12 protein-coding genes are annotated in these 14296 nt (G+C 69.7%); 6 read left to right on the plus strand and 6 right to left on the minus strand.

The features are described 5' to 3' along the window. Positions 1-3: 3 nt before the first annotated feature. Positions 4-858 (plus strand): ABC transporter substrate-binding protein, encoded by an 855-nt coding sequence (locus tag ACI6GS_RS16620; protein ID WP_439814571.1) that lies wholly within the window; start codon positions 4-6, stop codon positions 856-858. A gap of 176 nt (positions 859-1034) precedes the next feature. Here the strand turns inward: ACI6GS_RS16620 and ACI6GS_RS16625 are convergent, their stop codons facing one another. Continuing rightward, a complete protein-coding gene (locus ACI6GS_RS16625; RefSeq protein ID WP_439814572.1) occupies positions 1035-1823 on the minus strand; it encodes an enoyl-CoA hydratase/isomerase family protein in 789 nt (262 codons plus the stop codon). 89 nt (positions 1824-1912) lie between these two features. On the opposite strand from ACI6GS_RS16625, the gene ACI6GS_RS16630 reads away from it, so the two are divergent. From ACI6GS_RS16630 to ACI6GS_RS16640, 3 genes are all read left to right on the plus strand, one after another. Next, positions 1913-2467: a peptidoglycan-binding domain-containing protein gene (locus ACI6GS_RS16630; protein ID WP_439814573.1), complete on the plus strand. Its 555-nt coding sequence runs from the start codon at positions 1913-1915 to the stop codon at positions 2465-2467. Positions 2468-2636: 169 nt separating this feature from the next. Beyond that, complete coding sequence (locus tag ACI6GS_RS16635) at positions 2637-2864, plus strand: hypothetical protein (RefSeq protein ID WP_439814574.1); 228 nt, start codon at positions 2637-2639, stop codon at positions 2862-2864. Between the two features lie 43 nt (positions 2865-2907). Beyond that, the gene (locus tag ACI6GS_RS16640; protein WP_439814575.1) at positions 2908-4521 is read left to right on the plus strand and encodes an ATP-binding protein; all 1614 of its coding nucleotides are present in this window, start codon (positions 2908-2910) and stop codon (positions 4519-4521) included. A gap of 24 nt (positions 4522-4545) precedes the next feature. Here the strand turns inward: ACI6GS_RS16640 and ACI6GS_RS16645 are convergent, their stop codons facing one another. From ACI6GS_RS16645 to ACI6GS_RS16665, 5 genes are all read right to left on the minus strand, one after another. Next, positions 4546-5316, minus strand: coding sequence for an EAL domain-containing protein (locus ACI6GS_RS16645; protein WP_439814576.1), 771 nt, complete (start codon positions 5314-5316; stop codon positions 4546-4548). A 123-nt stretch (positions 5317-5439) separates the two neighbouring features. Further along, positions 5440-6732 carry an adenylosuccinate synthase gene (locus ACI6GS_RS16650; protein ID WP_439814577.1) on the minus strand — a complete coding sequence of 431 codons (1293 nt, stop codon included), beginning with the start codon at positions 6730-6732 and terminating at the stop codon, positions 5440-5442. Then, positions 6729-7883 carry an ATP phosphoribosyltransferase regulatory subunit gene (locus tag ACI6GS_RS16655; protein ID WP_439814578.1) on the minus strand — a complete coding sequence of 385 codons (1155 nt, stop codon included), beginning with the start codon at positions 7881-7883 and terminating at the stop codon, positions 6729-6731. The genes ACI6GS_RS16650 and ACI6GS_RS16655 overlap by 4 nt, the downstream gene beginning before the upstream one ends. Positions 7884-8011: 128 nt before the next feature. Next, positions 8012-8284 carry a hypothetical protein gene (locus tag ACI6GS_RS16660; RefSeq protein WP_439814579.1) on the minus strand — a complete coding sequence of 91 codons (273 nt, stop codon included), beginning with the start codon at positions 8282-8284 and terminating at the stop codon, positions 8012-8014. A 137-nt stretch (positions 8285-8421) separates the two neighbouring features. After that, entirely contained in the window at positions 8422-8823 is a 402-nt protein-coding gene (locus tag ACI6GS_RS16665) for a hypothetical protein (protein ID WP_439814580.1), read from the minus strand. Between the two features lie 229 nt (positions 8824-9052). Here ACI6GS_RS16665 and ACI6GS_RS16670 point away from each other — a divergent pair, with 229 nt between their 5' ends. After that, on the plus strand, positions 9053-12601 hold the full coding sequence (locus tag ACI6GS_RS16670; RefSeq protein WP_439814581.1) for a hypothetical protein: 3549 nt from the start codon (positions 9053-9055) through the stop codon (positions 12599-12601). Positions 12602-12688: 87 nt separating this feature from the next. Next, positions 12689-14296, plus strand: coding sequence for a GMC family oxidoreductase (locus ACI6GS_RS16675; RefSeq protein ID WP_439814582.1), 1608 nt, complete (start codon positions 12689-12691; stop codon positions 14294-14296).

Below are 14296 nucleotides of genomic sequence, written 5' to 3' on the forward strand. Positions count from 1 at the left end.
GCCGTGCGCCGCCCGTTCCTGCCCGTTGCCCTTGTCCTGAATGCCCTGGCCGTGATCCTGCTGCTGGTCCTGGCTGGTGCTGCCCAGGCACGGCCGCAGCGCATCGTCTCGCTCAACCTCTGCGCCGATCCGTTCCTGGTGGCGCTGGCCGACCGCGAGCAGATCGCGGCCCTCACCCATTTCGCCCGCCTGCCGGCGATGTCGACCATCGTGGCCGAGGCAGAGGGCCTGCCGGCCACCACCGGCACGGCGGAGGAGGTGCTCTCCCTGCGCCCGGACCTGATCATCGCCAGCCCCTATCGCCGCAAGGAAACGCGCGCCCTTCTCGCCCGCTACGCCATCCCCACGCTCGAGATCGCGCCGGCCGAGACATTCCAGGCGGTGATCGACCAGACTCGCAGGATCGCCGAGGCCATCGGCCAGGTGGAGCGTGGCGAGGCCCTGGTGCGTTCGATGACCGAGCGCGTGGCGGCACTTGAGGCCGAACCGGTGGGCCGTGGCGCCCTTGCCCTCTACTACCAGCGGCGCGGCTTCGTCACCGGCACCGACACCCTGATCGACGAGATGATGGGCCGGGTCGGCCTGGTCAACGTGGCGAAGGGCCTGGGCCGCCGCTCGATCTTCCGCCTGGGGCTGGAGCAGGTGATCCAGGCCCGGCCCGACCTGATCATCGTGAACATGGACACGTCGCGCGTGACCGACCAGGGCTCCGCCCTGCTGGTCCACCCGGCCCTCGACCGCATCGTGCCGCAGCATCGCCGCCTGTTCCTGCCCGAAGCCCTCACCGTCTGCGGCAGCCCCGCCTACCCCGACGCCGTTGCCCTCCTCCGCCAACAGGTGGTGCAGGCGCTGCGGTAACGCGCCTTGGCGTGGAAGCGCACCGTTCCCACACCACGACCCCACCCCCTCCGCTTCATGCAGGGACCCTTGAACCGATGCTTACGCCATTGGAGTGGCTGGTTCATGGATGCCCAGGACACACCGGGCAAGGAGGTGGAGTGGGTTGGGCCGAAGCGACCTGACTCCAGGCCGCCTCAGCGCCCCTTGAAGACCGGGGTGCGCTTTTCGACGAAGGAGAGGGCGCCTTCCTTCATGTCCTCGGTCTGGAACAGGACGCCCAGCGTCTGGCTGATCCAGGAGCCGACTTCGCGCGGGTTGCCATAAGCCGTGCGCTTCAGGCCGTCCTTCATGTAGCGCAGCGCAAGGGGGGCGTTGGCCGCGATCTTCGACGCAAGCGCCATCGCCTCGTCCATCAGCTGCTCGTGCGGCACCACCTTGGTCACCAGGCCGATGCGCAGTGCCTCGGCCGCGTCGATCACGTCGCCGGTGAAGAGCAGTTCGGACGCCTTGGCCGGGCCCACGATCGAGGGCAGGCGCCAGATGCCGCCCAGGTCGGCGATCAGGCCGCGCTTGATGAACAGCTCGCCGAACTTGGCCTTCTCCGAGGCAATCCGGATGTCCGCGAACAGGGACAGGTCCATGCCCCAGCCGACCGCGGCCCCGTTCACCGCGGCGATCAGGGGTCGGTCACATTCCAGGATGGCGATGGCCGCAGGGGTCGCAACCGGGCGCGGCTCGCTCAGGCGGCTGACGGTCGAATCGCGCTTCTCGCCCAGCATGATCTGGCGCACGTCGTCGCCGGAGCAGAAGGCAGGGTCCGAGCCGGTGAGCACGACGCAGCGCACCTCAGGGTTCTTCTGGATGGCGCGGAACGATTGTTCCAGCTCGTCATAGGCCTCCCGGCTGAGCGCATTGCGGACGTCTGGCCGGTTCAGCCGGACAATCGCAACATGGTCACGCAGTTCGTTCTCGATCAGTGCCACGGCATCCTCCCTTTTTGTGCCCTTTGACATGGGGATGCCCACGCACATATCGCTTCATGGGCATCGGGCACAACAGGAGGATCCGGTTCATGCGTTCAACGTCTGCCCGCCGCGGCCTGATGCGGCTGGCCCTGGCGGTCGCCCTGCTCTCTCCCCTGCCCGCGTTGGCCCAGGGCCTGACGCCTGAACTGGCGGCGCCCTACATCTCTGGCATCCAGTCCGAACTCACGGCCCACGGCTTCGACGCAGGCGCCGCCACGGGGGCGATGGACCGGCGCACCGAGCGGGCGATCCGGGCCTATCAGCAGGCCGCGGGCCTGCCGGTCACGGGCGAACCCTCGCCCGAACTGCTGGACCACCTGAAGTTCACCCAGCCGCGCATCACGGCGCGCGCCGCCCCGGCGCCCTATGGCGGTGGCTATTCCGACCGGGCGCGGGCGCAGTCGGGCCTGGTGGGCGCCATCCAGGAGGAGCTGCTGGCGCGGGGCTACAATCCCGGGCGGCCGGATGGCCTGCCGGGTCCGCGCACGCGGGCGGCGGCCCAGGCCTTTCAACGGGACGCCGGCCTGCCCCCGACCGGCATCCTGAACGAGGCGCTGCTGGCCGACCTGCAGCAGGCGAGCCCGGCAATCCGCGGCGACTGAACGGGCGCACCGCCCTGGCGACGCCGGTTCCCGCGTCGCCAGGGCGCACCCGCCGAACGGGGGGTGCACCGGCGATGGCGCGGCGCCGCGACTTGTGACTCTATAGGCTCCTGGATGGGACTTCAGGGCGCGCCGCTGCGCCCTGCGGAACGCGGCGGAGGCACCAGGCGTGGCCAAGGAAATCACCGACGACGACCTGAAGCTGTTGTCGGACTATGTCTCGCAATTGCTGTCCAAGTACATCACCGCCTCGATCTCGGTGGCGCGCGACAAGCTTTATGGCGCCGACATCTATGGCACTCCGGTTGACGAGACGACCCTGCCAAGCATGCGCGAACGGTTCGAGGAGGCGCTGAAGGCGCTTGAACTGGCCCGCCAGGTGGCCGGCAAGGAATAGACCACGCACCCGCCCCTCGCCGTCATCCGGGACCATCGCCCCAATGCATGACCTGCCGCTGCGCATCGGCCACCTGATCGAGATCAACGGCACCATCGCCGTCGGTCGTCTCGACATCAGTTTCGACGAGTTCTACCAAAGCTTTGGCGGCGACGACTATTCGCTGGTCCAGATCGGCTCGATCGTGAAGATCGAATCCTTTGATAATGTCGTCTTCGGGACGATCCGGTCCGTCGGACTGGAGGCCGCGGCAGGGGGTGGGCCGCCGCCCGGCAACCGGATCGAGATCGAGCTGTTCGGCGAAGGCGCCCTGGTCGCGCGCGACAACGATCCCCTGGACTTCACCCGGGGCGTCTCGAACTACCCCGCTCCGGGAGAGGCGATCTTCCTTGCCCACCTGGGCGAACTGGCGCAGATCTTCGCCAGGCCCGACAAGGCCTGCGTGCGCGTCGGCACGGTCTACCAGGACCGCCGCCTGCCGGCCTACATCATGACCGACGGCCTGATGAGCCGGCATTTCGCCGTGCTGGGCACCACGGGATCGGGCAAGTCGTGCTCGGTCGCCCTGCTGCTGCACGCCATCCTGGACGCGCACCCCGCCGGCCACATCATCCTGCTCGACCCCCATGCCGAGTACGAAGGCGCGTTCGGTGCCAAGGCCGAGGTGATCGATCCGACCAACCTGCATCTGCCCTACTGGCTGCTGAACCTGGAGGAGACGATCGAGGTCGTGCTCGGCTCCGAGAGCAGCGAGGGCGAGGTGGCGATCCTCAAGGCCGCCCTGCTGAAGGCCAGGCAGCGCGCGGCGGAGGAATTCCAGGACCCCGGCGGGATCACGGTCGATACGCCGATCCCCTATCGCCTGTGGGACCTGATCGCGATCCTGAACGAGGAGATGGGCAAGCTGGAGCGGCCGGAGAGCACCCTGCCCTACCTGCGCATCAAGTTCCGGCTTGAGACGCTGCGCACCGACCAGCGCTTCGCCTTCATGTTCTCGGGCTTCCTGGTCGAGGACACGCTGGTCGAGATGATCTCGCGCTATATGCGCATTCCGGTCCAGGGCCGGCCGATCTCGGTCGTCGACCTCTCAGGCGTGCCCAGCGAGGTGACGGACGTCGTCGTGTCGGTCCTGTGCCGGATGGTGTTCGACTTCTGCCTGTGGAGCCCGCGGGGCGAGGCGGTGCCCGTCCTGCTGATCTGCGAGGAGGCGCACCGCTACGTGCCGCGCCATTCCGAGGCGCGCTTCCAGGCAACGCGCAAGGCGATCGAGCGCATCGCCAAGGAGGGGCGCAAGTACGGCGTCTCGCTTGGCCTGGTGACGCAGCGGCCGTCCGAACTGTCCGAGACGATCCTGTCCCAGTGCAACACCCTGATCTCGCTCCGCATGAGCAATGCGGAGGATCAGGACTATGTCCGCCGTGCCCTGCCCGACGCCGCGATCGGCCTGATGAATGCGCTGTCGTCGCTGCAGGCGCAGGAGGCGCTCGTGGTGGGCGAAGGGGTGACGCTGCCGCTGCGCCTGCGCTTCGACACCCTGCCGGAGGAGCGGCGTCCGCGCTCGTCCAGCGTCTCGTTCTCGCGCGGGTGGAGCATCGACACCGGCCGCGCCAGCTTCATCGAGAAGGTGGTGGAACGCTGGCGCGAACAGCGCCGCTGAAGCACGTCGGGTTCGGGACCGCCCTCAGGCGACCCGGGATTCGAGCTCCAGAACCGACCAGTCGACGGGCGGCAGGGCCTGGAATGCCGGCCGCGCCAGCAGGTAGCCCTGGACATTGCGGCAGCCCAGGTCGCGCAGGGCCGACAGCTCGTCCCGGGTCTCCACCCCCTCGCACACGGCCTTGATGTCGAGGTCGGCCAGCATGGCCAGCGTGTGCCCCAGGATCGCCCGGCGGCGCCGATCGGTATCGACGCCGCGGACCAGTTCCATGTCGATCTTGACGATGTCGGGCCGGATCCGCGCCAGCAGGTTCAGGCCGGAATGGCCGGCGCCGAAATCGTCGATGGCGGTGCGGAAGCCGATGTCCTGATAGGTGCGGATGATGTTCAGCAGGTGGTTGCTGTCCATCTGCTCGTTCTCGGTAAACTCGAACACCATGCGGTCCAGCGGCAGCCCGACGCTGCGCGCGGCAGCCAGCGACAGGCGGATGCAGGCGCGCGGTTCATAGACAGCGTTGGGCAGGAAGTTGATGGCCAGTGCCGCGCCTTCCGGCAGGCCCAGGCCCGCGGCCAGGCTGATGGCGCGGACCCGGCACTGCTGGTCGAAGGTGTAGCGATTCGCCTCGTCGACGCGGGAGAGCACGGTGAAGGCTCCCTCCCCCGCCGGACCGCGCACCAGCGCCTCGTAGGAGATGACGCTCCGGGCCTCGACATCGACCACGGGCTGGAACGCCATCGAGAAGTCGAAGCCCAATGCCTCGCCATCGCGGCAAGCCCCGCAGCCTAGCTTGTCCATCCCTGGAACTCCCGTAGACAACCCAACGCTGAAAGCGCGTGACTGCAAACTACGGTTCCAAATCCGAACGGCTGGTTAATTGCTCTGTCGCCTGAGCAACGGCTGGCGCATAGGCGCTGCGCGTCAGTCGCGGAACGGGTCGTGGACCAGGATCGTGTCGTCGCGCTCGGGGCTGGTCGACAGCAGGGCGACGGGCGCGTCGATCAGTTCCTCCACCCGGCGGACATACTTGATCGCGGTCGCCGGCAGCTGCGCCCAGGAGCGGGCACCGCGCGTGGTCTCGTGCCAACCCTCGACGGTCTCATAGATCGGCGTGACGGCCGCCTGGCCGCGCATGGTCGCCGGCAGGCGCTGGATCCGCTGGCCATCCAGTTCGTAGCCGACGCAGATGCGCAGTTCGTCCAGGCCGTCCAGCACGTCGAGCTTGGTCAGCGCGATGCCCTTGACGCCACCCACCTTGATCGCCTGGCGCACCGCTACGGCATCGAACCAGCCGCAGCGGCGCGGCCGCCCGGTGACGGTGCCGAACTCATGACCGCGCTCGCCCAGCCTGCGGCCGATCGCATCGTTGAGCTCGGTCGGGAACGGTCCCGCCCCGACCCGGGTGGTGTAGGCCTTGACGATGCCCAGGACATAGCCCAGCGCGTCGGGACCGACGCCAGCGCCGACCGCACCCTGGCCCGCGATGGTGTTCGAGGAGGTGACATAGGGATAGGTGCCGTGGTCGATGTCGAGCATGGCTCCTTGCGCCCCTTCGAACAGGATGCGCCGGCCCCGAGCGCGGGCCTCGTCCAGCAGGTCCCAGACCGGTGCCGCATAGGGCAGCACCTTCGGCGCCACCTCGGCCAGGGCCTGCTCCAGCGCGGCGCGGTCGACGGGCGCGTGGTGATAGCCCGCGCGCAGCGCGTCGTGATGCATCAGCAGGCGGTCCAGGCGGGCGGCCATCGCCTCCGGATCCGCAAGGTCGCCCAGGCGCAGGGCCCGGCGGCCCACCTTGTCCTCATAGGCGGGACCGATGCCGCGCCGGGTCGTGCCGATCCCCGCCGTACCCAGGGCATCCTCGCGCAGCGCATCCAGCTCGCTGTGGAACGGCAGGATCAGGCAGGCCGTCTCGCTCACCTTCAGCGACGCGGGCGAGACGTCCACGCCCTGGGCGCGGATCCGCTCGATCTCGGCGATCAGGGCCCAGGGGTCGACCACGACGCCATTGCCCACGATCGACATCTTGCCGCCGCGCACCACGCCCGAGGGCAGCAGGCTGAGCTTGTAGGTCGTATTGTTGACGACCAGCGTGTGGCCGGCATTGTGGCCGCCCTGGAAGCGCACGACCACGTCGGCCCGCTCGCTGAGCCAGTCGACGATCTTGCCCTTGCCCTCGTCGCCCCACTGGGCGCCGACCACCGTTACGTTGCTCAATCGACCGCCTCCACAGAATCGTCAATGCACACATGGCTGCAGCCCAGCCTGCGTGCTTCGGCCCGCGGGTCGCCCTCGGCGTCCAGCGCGGCCAGGGTTCGCCAGCCATCGCGGCGCAAGCGCCGGCCCTCCGCCGCGGGCGTGCCGGCGGGAAGAAAGACCAGCGGCACCGGCGGTGGCGGCGGCACCGCCCCCACCAGGCTGTCGACATAGAGCGTGACCCCGGTCGCGGTCGCGTGGCTGTCGCGCTTGGCCCCCGTCAGGTAGCGCCCACCGCGCCCCAGCTCGCCCCGGCGGACGTCCGCGCCGAACAGGGTGAAGCCGATGCCTGCATGCCATTCATGCGCGCGATATTCGCACGGATCGATGGTCAGGCGCGCATCCGGCCGGGCCGCGGTGACCAGTTCGACCAGGCGGCGCAGGCCGTCCAGGATCTCGAACGCGGGCAGCGGCAGGTCCAGCAGCGCCAGCTGCTCCAGCGCACGCCGGGCGGGCCCTGCCGCTGCCATCAGGTCCAGGAACAGCTGGGCCGGCTTGCCCCCCAGTTCCTGCACGGCGGCGGCGTTCTTGGCGTCCAGTGCCCGGCGGATGTGATCGCGTACGTCGACATCCAGCGCCAGCGCCTGGCCGATCGTCGGCACCAGCGTGGGCACCGTCAGGTCGACCGTGGGATCGGTGATGCCGATCGCCTCCAGCGCCTCGATCGCGATCAGCACCACTTCGGCATCGGCCTGCGGGCTGGGCGGCGCGAACAGTTCGCACCCCACCTGCTGGGCCTGGCGGTCATGGCGCAGCTGGGTGCCGCGCACCCGCAGGACCTGGCCGGCATAGGACAGGCGCAAGGGCCGCTCCGCCCCGTCCAGCCGGTTGTTGGCGATGCGCGCCACCTGCCCCGTGATGTCGCCGCGCACGGCCAGGGTGCGCTGGCTGACCGGGTCGACAAGCCGGAACAGGTCCCAGGCCTGGACCGGTGCCGGGCCTGCCAGCAGCGTCTCCTCGAACTCGATCAGCGGGGGATCGACGCGGTCATAGCCATGCGCATGGATGACGTCGGATAGGCGCGCGACGATCCAGGATTCGAACAGGGCGGCGGGCGGCAGGCGATCCTGCAGGCCCTCTGGCAGCAGGGCGCGGTGTGAGGCGGTCGACATCGGGCGCGCAGTCTAGTGATTTGCGCGTCCCTGTCGATTGCGGAGGCGAAGGAGCAGTTCTGCGCGACGGGCGCAGGGAGGAGGAAGGCGGATGGGGACGCGCACCGGCCGTCCCAGCCCCGCCCGGATCAGGTATCGCCGCGGCGAACCCGGCCCACCACCAGGTCCTTGCCCGAACTGGAATTGCCCCAGAACCAGGCCGGCGCGTTGACCAGCGCATAGTTGACCATCTCGCGCACCGTCACGCGGGCTTCACGCTCGGTCACGTGCGGGTTGATGCGCAGGTACGCGGACACGCCGGCATCCTCGGCGCCGTATTCGTCGCCCATCTGGCGTTCCCGCCGATAAGCCTGGATGACGGCGCGATACGCGTCGGTATTGCGCCACTCGTTCTCGCTCATTGGACCTGCCAGCCGGAGGACCTGCCAAAGCCGGACATTTTGTGCGGAATGCCAGATCCTAGTATCTGGTCAGGAAAGGGTTAATTCAATGTAAGTGTGCGTGGCGCATGTGCTCCGTCACACCGTGGCGGCCCTTTTCAGTCCAGGGGCTCCACCTCGATGCCGCCACCCTGGGGCCGCAACGGCAGCGGATCGCCCACCGTATCGCGCGGCGCGTCATAGGCCGCCTGGCCCTGGTCATACACGGCCTGGCCCTGGCCATAGGCCGACTGGCCCTGGCCATAGGCCGCCTGACCCTGGCCATAGGCCTGCGACGGGCTGTAGGACGGCTGGCTGTAGGCGCTGCGATTGGGGTCATAGGCGTCGATCGGGTCAGGCCGCGCCGCAGCACCCGCCTGGACCGCGGCCTGCTCCTGCTGCTGGCGGGCGGCATCCTCAGGCGACACATAGGTCGTGGGGCTGGATCCGTCGGGATTGCCCTTGGTCTGGCTGTGGATCAGGCCGGTCGAGGCGCCCGCGCCCACGGTCGCCACGGCCACGAGGGGGAGGCAGCCACAAAGCTGGACCGCCAGACAGCAGAGAATCACGGTGCGCATGGCATCACGATAGGCCAGCGTCGCGGCCGGATCATGTGTGATCCGTGTGACGCAGGCGACGCCGGACGAACGCGTGGCGTGATTCGCGCACGGCCTGCATGATTATCCGATCATCTCTTGTTAACCTTGTTGCCAGCACCCTACCGTCCGCTCGAAGTCAGGTGAGAAGACGATGGCGTCAGTTGGCATGTCGGTCCCCGGTTCCATTGCCACCGGTCTTGAGCAGCGCGAGCATGAGGTTGGCGGCCACCATGCGGACCTTGACGCGCTGGGCCAGCGTTTCGCGGCGAGTGCCACTGCGCTGGCGCAGGCGGTGGAGGCCTTCGGCCAGCGGCGCGGCCTGCCGGTCGAGGTCCTGGGCGAGCAGCTGATCGCCCTGGCCCGTGATTTCCGCAACCTGCGCCAGCGCATCGCCGTGTCTGCCCGCGCGCTGGAGGTCGAGGTGCCGCAGGCCGGCGACGGCGACCTGGAAACCCTGCGCCAGTGTGTCGTCCGCCTGGACGAGGCGGTCGCCATGCGGCGGCATCGCGCCCGCCTGGACCAGGCGGCGCGCATCGTCGCCCGGGTGCTGGACCTGGTCCATGTCGATCGCGGCGACTTCCCCGCGCTGAGCAGCCTGCAGGACAGTGCCCGCCTGATCCTGGGCCGGATCGAGGACGACCGGGCCGAGGTGCTGGAACTGGACGCCCTGATCAGCGGCGAGCATTCGCTGGTCACGCTGCTCCGCGTGATCGAGGAACGCGACACGCTGCACGAGGACACGCTGGACGAGATGCTGGAGGCGGTGCGCACCTCCTATGGCTCGCGCCTCGCCACGGCCGCCGTGCTGGGCAAGCTGAAGGCCAATTCCAGCGTGGAGGCCGCCGCTCCCCCCGCCCCGCCCCCCGAGCCGGAGCCCGAGCCGGAGCCGCCCGTGATGCTGGCGCCCGAGCCGGAACCCGAAGCCGTGCCGGAGCCCGAGGCCCCGGCCCTGGCAGACGAGGACCTGATCCCGGCGCCGGTCCTGGAGCGGGCGATCACCGCGCGGCTGAGCGCGTCGCCCCTGTTCACCGCCGACACCCCGCCGGACGACGAGGGCGCCGACGCGCCGACGCGCCGCGTCATCCGGGTCAAGCGCCCGCGCAGCCTGGAGCCGGAGGCCGAGACCCCCCTGCCGCCGCCTGCGCCCATCCAGGCCGCCCGCGCCGAGCCGGAGCCGGCCGCGACGTCGCTGGTGCCGCATCCGCTGGAGCAGATCGAGAGCATCGACGACGGCGACGCGCTGGCCCGCTGCCGCGCCTTCGACGACGGCCTGTGGCGCGCCGCGTCGGAGGGGCGCTGGGGCTTGGCCTTTCACCTGGCCGTGGCGCGGGACGAACTGCCCCCGCTGGACCGGCCGTTCCTGCCGCTCGACGCGCTGGTCCTGGCGGCCGCGGCCCCGCTGGCCGATGCCAGTGGCCAGCACGACATGGTGCTGAAGCCCTATGCCAGCCGGCTCAATCGCTGGGGGCAGCGTCTGGTGGCGGCCGACGACCGCACCCTGGAAGGCCGCGCCGTGGCGCTCGTCGCCCTGGTGGCCAGCCTGGTTCCCGCCTTTGGCGCGCGCGACAGCGGCGCCGCCGACACCGTCGCCACGCTGAAGGCGGCGGCGCACGGCTTCCCCGATACGGTCCGCCTGGCCGAGTCGATCCTCGCCGCATCGGCGATGCCGATGGCCCTGGCCAGCGGCAATGTCGCCGCGCTTGAGGGTCATCGCGGCTGGTCGATCCAGTTGGCGGCCTTTGCCGCCCACGCCAATGAATGGCTTGAGCGCGAGCGCAATGCCGAGATCACGACGACGATTCCCCAGGCGGCCGCCGTCTGGCTGGAATGGCTGAAGCAGGACGGCCCCATCGGCCGCGTGCTGCGCCTGGTGGCAGAGGACCAGCGCGCCGGGCGCCAGCGCGTCCAGAACGCGCTGCGCAACTGGGACAGCAACACCTTCTTCGAGCTGACGCTGATCAACACCGACCGCGCCCTGCGTGGGCGGGCGGCGGAACGCGCGCCGATCGAGGGGCGTGCCCGGACCTACCTGATCGAGAAGTTCACCGAGGCGCGCAAGCTGGTCGGTGACTGGCTGGCCCAGCTTGACGCGGAACCGGCGCCCGACGCTAGCGACACCCAGGTGCGGGAGGGCCAGGGCCGGGACAATGTGCGGCGCCTGCAGGCCGTGGCCGACGACCTGGCCGAGGCGATCGAGGAATGCCGCCGGTTCGAGCAGCAGGGTCACCCCGCGGCATCGGCCGCCCGCGCCGCTGCCCGCCTGCTGCGCCAGCTGGCGGAGCTGCTGGTCCCGGGTACGCGCCGCGTCACCGGGCCCTCCAGCCTGACCATGGCGCTGAACGGCGACCTGCTGATCCAGGAGGAATTCCGCCTGGGGCCCGACTGGTCGTTCACCCCGCGCGAGAACAACACGCCCGACCAGCTGCTGCAGCTGGCCGAGCAGCCGGTGCCCGAATGGCCCGAGGTGTTCCGCGCCCGGGCGGAGCTGGGCGACCATGTCGGCACGCAGCATGTCCTGGACTGGTGCGGGGCATGCGGCCTCATGCGCGCCGACCAGATCGAGGCGCTGGCCGAGGAGCGGCAGGACGGCATCGAGGCCTGCGCGGCGGAGCTCGACGAGTTGCTGACCGGCCTGGCCGACCAGATCGATGCGGCCAAGGCGCAGCGCCTCATCTCCGATGGCGAGGCGCAGCAGATGCACGGGCAGATCCGCGCCCTTGTGCCGGCGGAGGTGGTGGACTTTCCCACCGCCGAGCAGCAGCTGGTCGCCATCGCAGAGCGGCTGATGACCGCGCGACGCGAACGGGCGGGCGGCCTGGCCGAGCGGGTGCGCGAGAGCGACCTTGAGCGCCGGGAGCCCGAGGCCTTTCGCCGGATCCAGGCCGCCGTGGGCCAGGGCCACCTGACCCTGGCCGAGGACCTGTTCGGTCGCGCCGACCGGGGCAAGGCGCTGCCCGCCGCTGCGGCCGTGGCAGAGGTGCCGCCATCCCTGGGGGCATTCGATCGCTTCTTCCCCGGCTTTGCCGAGGGTCTGGGCCCGGTCCTGACGCCGGACAATCCGCGCAGCAACATCATGGGCTTCCGCTGGATGGTGGATTCCCTGGCCCTGGGCCATGCCGCCGGGCCCCTGGACCTGGAGGCGCTGCCGCCGGAGCGCCGCTCCGACGCGCTCGAACTGCTGGAACTGTGGCTCAGTGCGTCGGAAATGGGCGAAGGCGTCACCAGCGACCTGACCGCGCTGCTGCAGGGCCTGGGCTTCGTCAACCCGCGCCTGTCGGGGGGCAAGCGCCGGCGCATCAGCCAGGACGGGGAATGGGACCTGAAGACCGCGCCCGTGCCCGACCGCGACACACGCGGCGTCGACGCGTTCGGCAGCCGGGCGCAGGGCCGCTATCGGCTGGCCGTTCTGTGGCAGCGCCGCTCCCCCGACGGCATCGTGGAGGCGATCCGCCGCATGGGCGACGGCGATCCCGTCATCGCCCTGTTCTTCGGCTGCCTGACGCCACGGCAATGGCGCCGGATCGCGGCCCAGGCCAGCCTGCACGACGAACGCTTCCTGGTGCTGGACGAAGCCATGCTGAGCTTCCTGGCGGCTGAGCCGCAGCCGCGCCTGCGCGCCCTGTTCGACTGCGCCCTGCCCTTCACCACGCCCGACCTGTTCAGCGGCGCGATCGGCGTCGCCGCCAGCGCCGCGGAGTAGGCGGGCCGCCGCAGCACCCACACCCATTGTGCTGCGCACCGTGGTCATGGTGTGCTTCGCCGCAGGTCAACGGCAGCGGGGCACAGCGTGACGACAGGTCTGGCTTATGGTCTGGTCTATGACTACGTGGTCGTGGGCGGCGGCTCCGCCGGCTGCGCGCTGGCCGCCCGCCTCAGCGCCGATCCGCGCCATACCGTCTGCCTGATCGAGGGCGGCGGCTCGGACGCCAATCCGCGCATCCAGGTGCCGGCCGGCATCGTCACGCTCTATAATTCCGCCGTCTATGACTACCAGTTCAAGTCGGTGCCGCAGGCCCGGCTGAACAACCGCGTCATCACGCTGAACCGCGGCCGCGTCCTGGGCGGCTGTTCCTCGGTCAACAGCATGATCTACATCCGCGGCCATCCCAACGACTATGACGAGTGGGTGGAGCTGGGCTGCCCCGGCTGGGGCTGGGCCGACGTCCTGCCATATTTCAAGTCGACCGAGCGCAACCTGCTGGGCCAGAACCCGGACCTGCACGGCTTCTCCGGCGAACTGGTGGTGAGCCAGCCGCGCGATCCCAGCCGCTTCTCCCAGATGTTCGTGCAGGCGGCGATCGGCCAGGGTCAGACGTCGAACCGCGACTTCAACGGGGTCGAGCAGGAAGGCGTCGGCGTCTATGACGTCACGCAGCACAACGGGCAGCGCTATTCCGCCTACCGCGCCTTCCTGCACCCGGTGAAGGATCGTCCCAACCTGACGATCATGACCGAGACCCAGGCGCTGGCGCTGACCATGGAAGGCAGCCGCGTCACCGGCATCGCGGTACGCCAGGCCGGCGGCGACCGCGAGGTTGTCGCGCGCAGGGAGGTGATCCTGGCGGCGGGCGCCATCGGCTCCCCGCACATCCTCCTCGCCTCGGGCATCGGCCCCGCGGCGGAACTTCAGGCCGCAGGCGTCACCGTGCGCCACGACCTGCCGGGTGTCGGCAAGAACCTGCAGGAGCACATCAACGCGATCGTGACCGTCCAGGCCCACGGCCACGACACGGTCGGCATTTCCTGGGGCAACCTGCCCAAGGTGATCGCCGCCCCCTTCGAGTACCTGTGGAAGCGCAAGGGCTTCTTCACCACCAACTATGTCGAGGCGGGCGGCTTTGCGCGGACCCGCTATGCCAACCAGATCCCTGACATCCAGTACCATTTCGTGCCCTCGATCCGCAGTCATCGCGGCCGCACGTTCGAGTTCGGGCACGGCTATTCGATCAACGTCTGCGTCCTGCGGCCCAAGAGCATCGGCTCCATGTGGCTGGACAAGTCTGGCGAACTGGCGATCGACTACAACTTCCTGGAGCACGAGGAGGACGCGCGCGTCCTGATCGAGGGGGTGAAGTCGGCGCGTCAGATCCTGGCCAGCCCGATCTTCGACAATTATCGCGGGACAGAGATGCTGCCCGGCGCCCATGTCCAGACGGACGAGCAGATCATGGAGTTCATCCGCCAGACCGCGAGCACCGTCTTCCACCCCGTGGGCACGGCCAAGATGGGCACCGACCCCATGGCGGTCGTGACGCCGGAGCTTAAGGTCGTGGGGCTGGAGGGCCTGCGCGTGGCCGATGCCTCGGTCATGCCCAAGCTGATCGGCGGCAACACCAACGCACCGTCGATCATGATCGGCGCCCGGGCCGCGGACTTCATCCTGAAGGCCGCCTGA

Origin of the sequence: Zavarzinia sp. CC-PAN008 (assembly GCF_051903925.1) — a bacterium.
Taxonomy (GTDB): domain Bacteria; phylum Pseudomonadota; class Alphaproteobacteria; order Zavarziniales; family Zavarziniaceae.

What these genes read in the sequence shown, in the direction of transcription:
- ACI6GS_RS16655 (WP_439814578.1), bottom strand. Translation starts at nt 7,883, where the DNA reads ATGTCGACCGCCTCACACCGCGCCCTGCTGCCAGAGGGCCTGCAGGAT.
- ACI6GS_RS16630 (WP_439814573.1), top strand. Translation starts at nt 1,913, where the DNA reads ATGCGTTCAACGTCTGCCCGCCGCGGCCTGATGCGGCTGGCCCTGGCG.
- ACI6GS_RS16640 (WP_439814575.1), top strand. Translation starts at nt 2,908, where the DNA reads ATGCATGACCTGCCGCTGCGCATCGGCCACCTGATCGAGATCAACGGC.
- ACI6GS_RS16670 (WP_439814581.1), top strand. Translation starts at nt 9,053, where the DNA reads ATGGCGTCAGTTGGCATGTCGGTCCCCGGTTCCATTGCCACCGGTCTT.
- ACI6GS_RS16645 (WP_439814576.1), bottom strand. Translation starts at nt 5,316, where the DNA reads ATGGACAAGCTAGGCTGCGGGGCTTGCCGCGATGGCGAGGCATTGGGC.
- ACI6GS_RS16660 (WP_439814579.1), bottom strand. Translation starts at nt 8,284, where the DNA reads ATGAGCGAGAACGAGTGGCGCAATACCGACGCGTATCGCGCCGTCATC.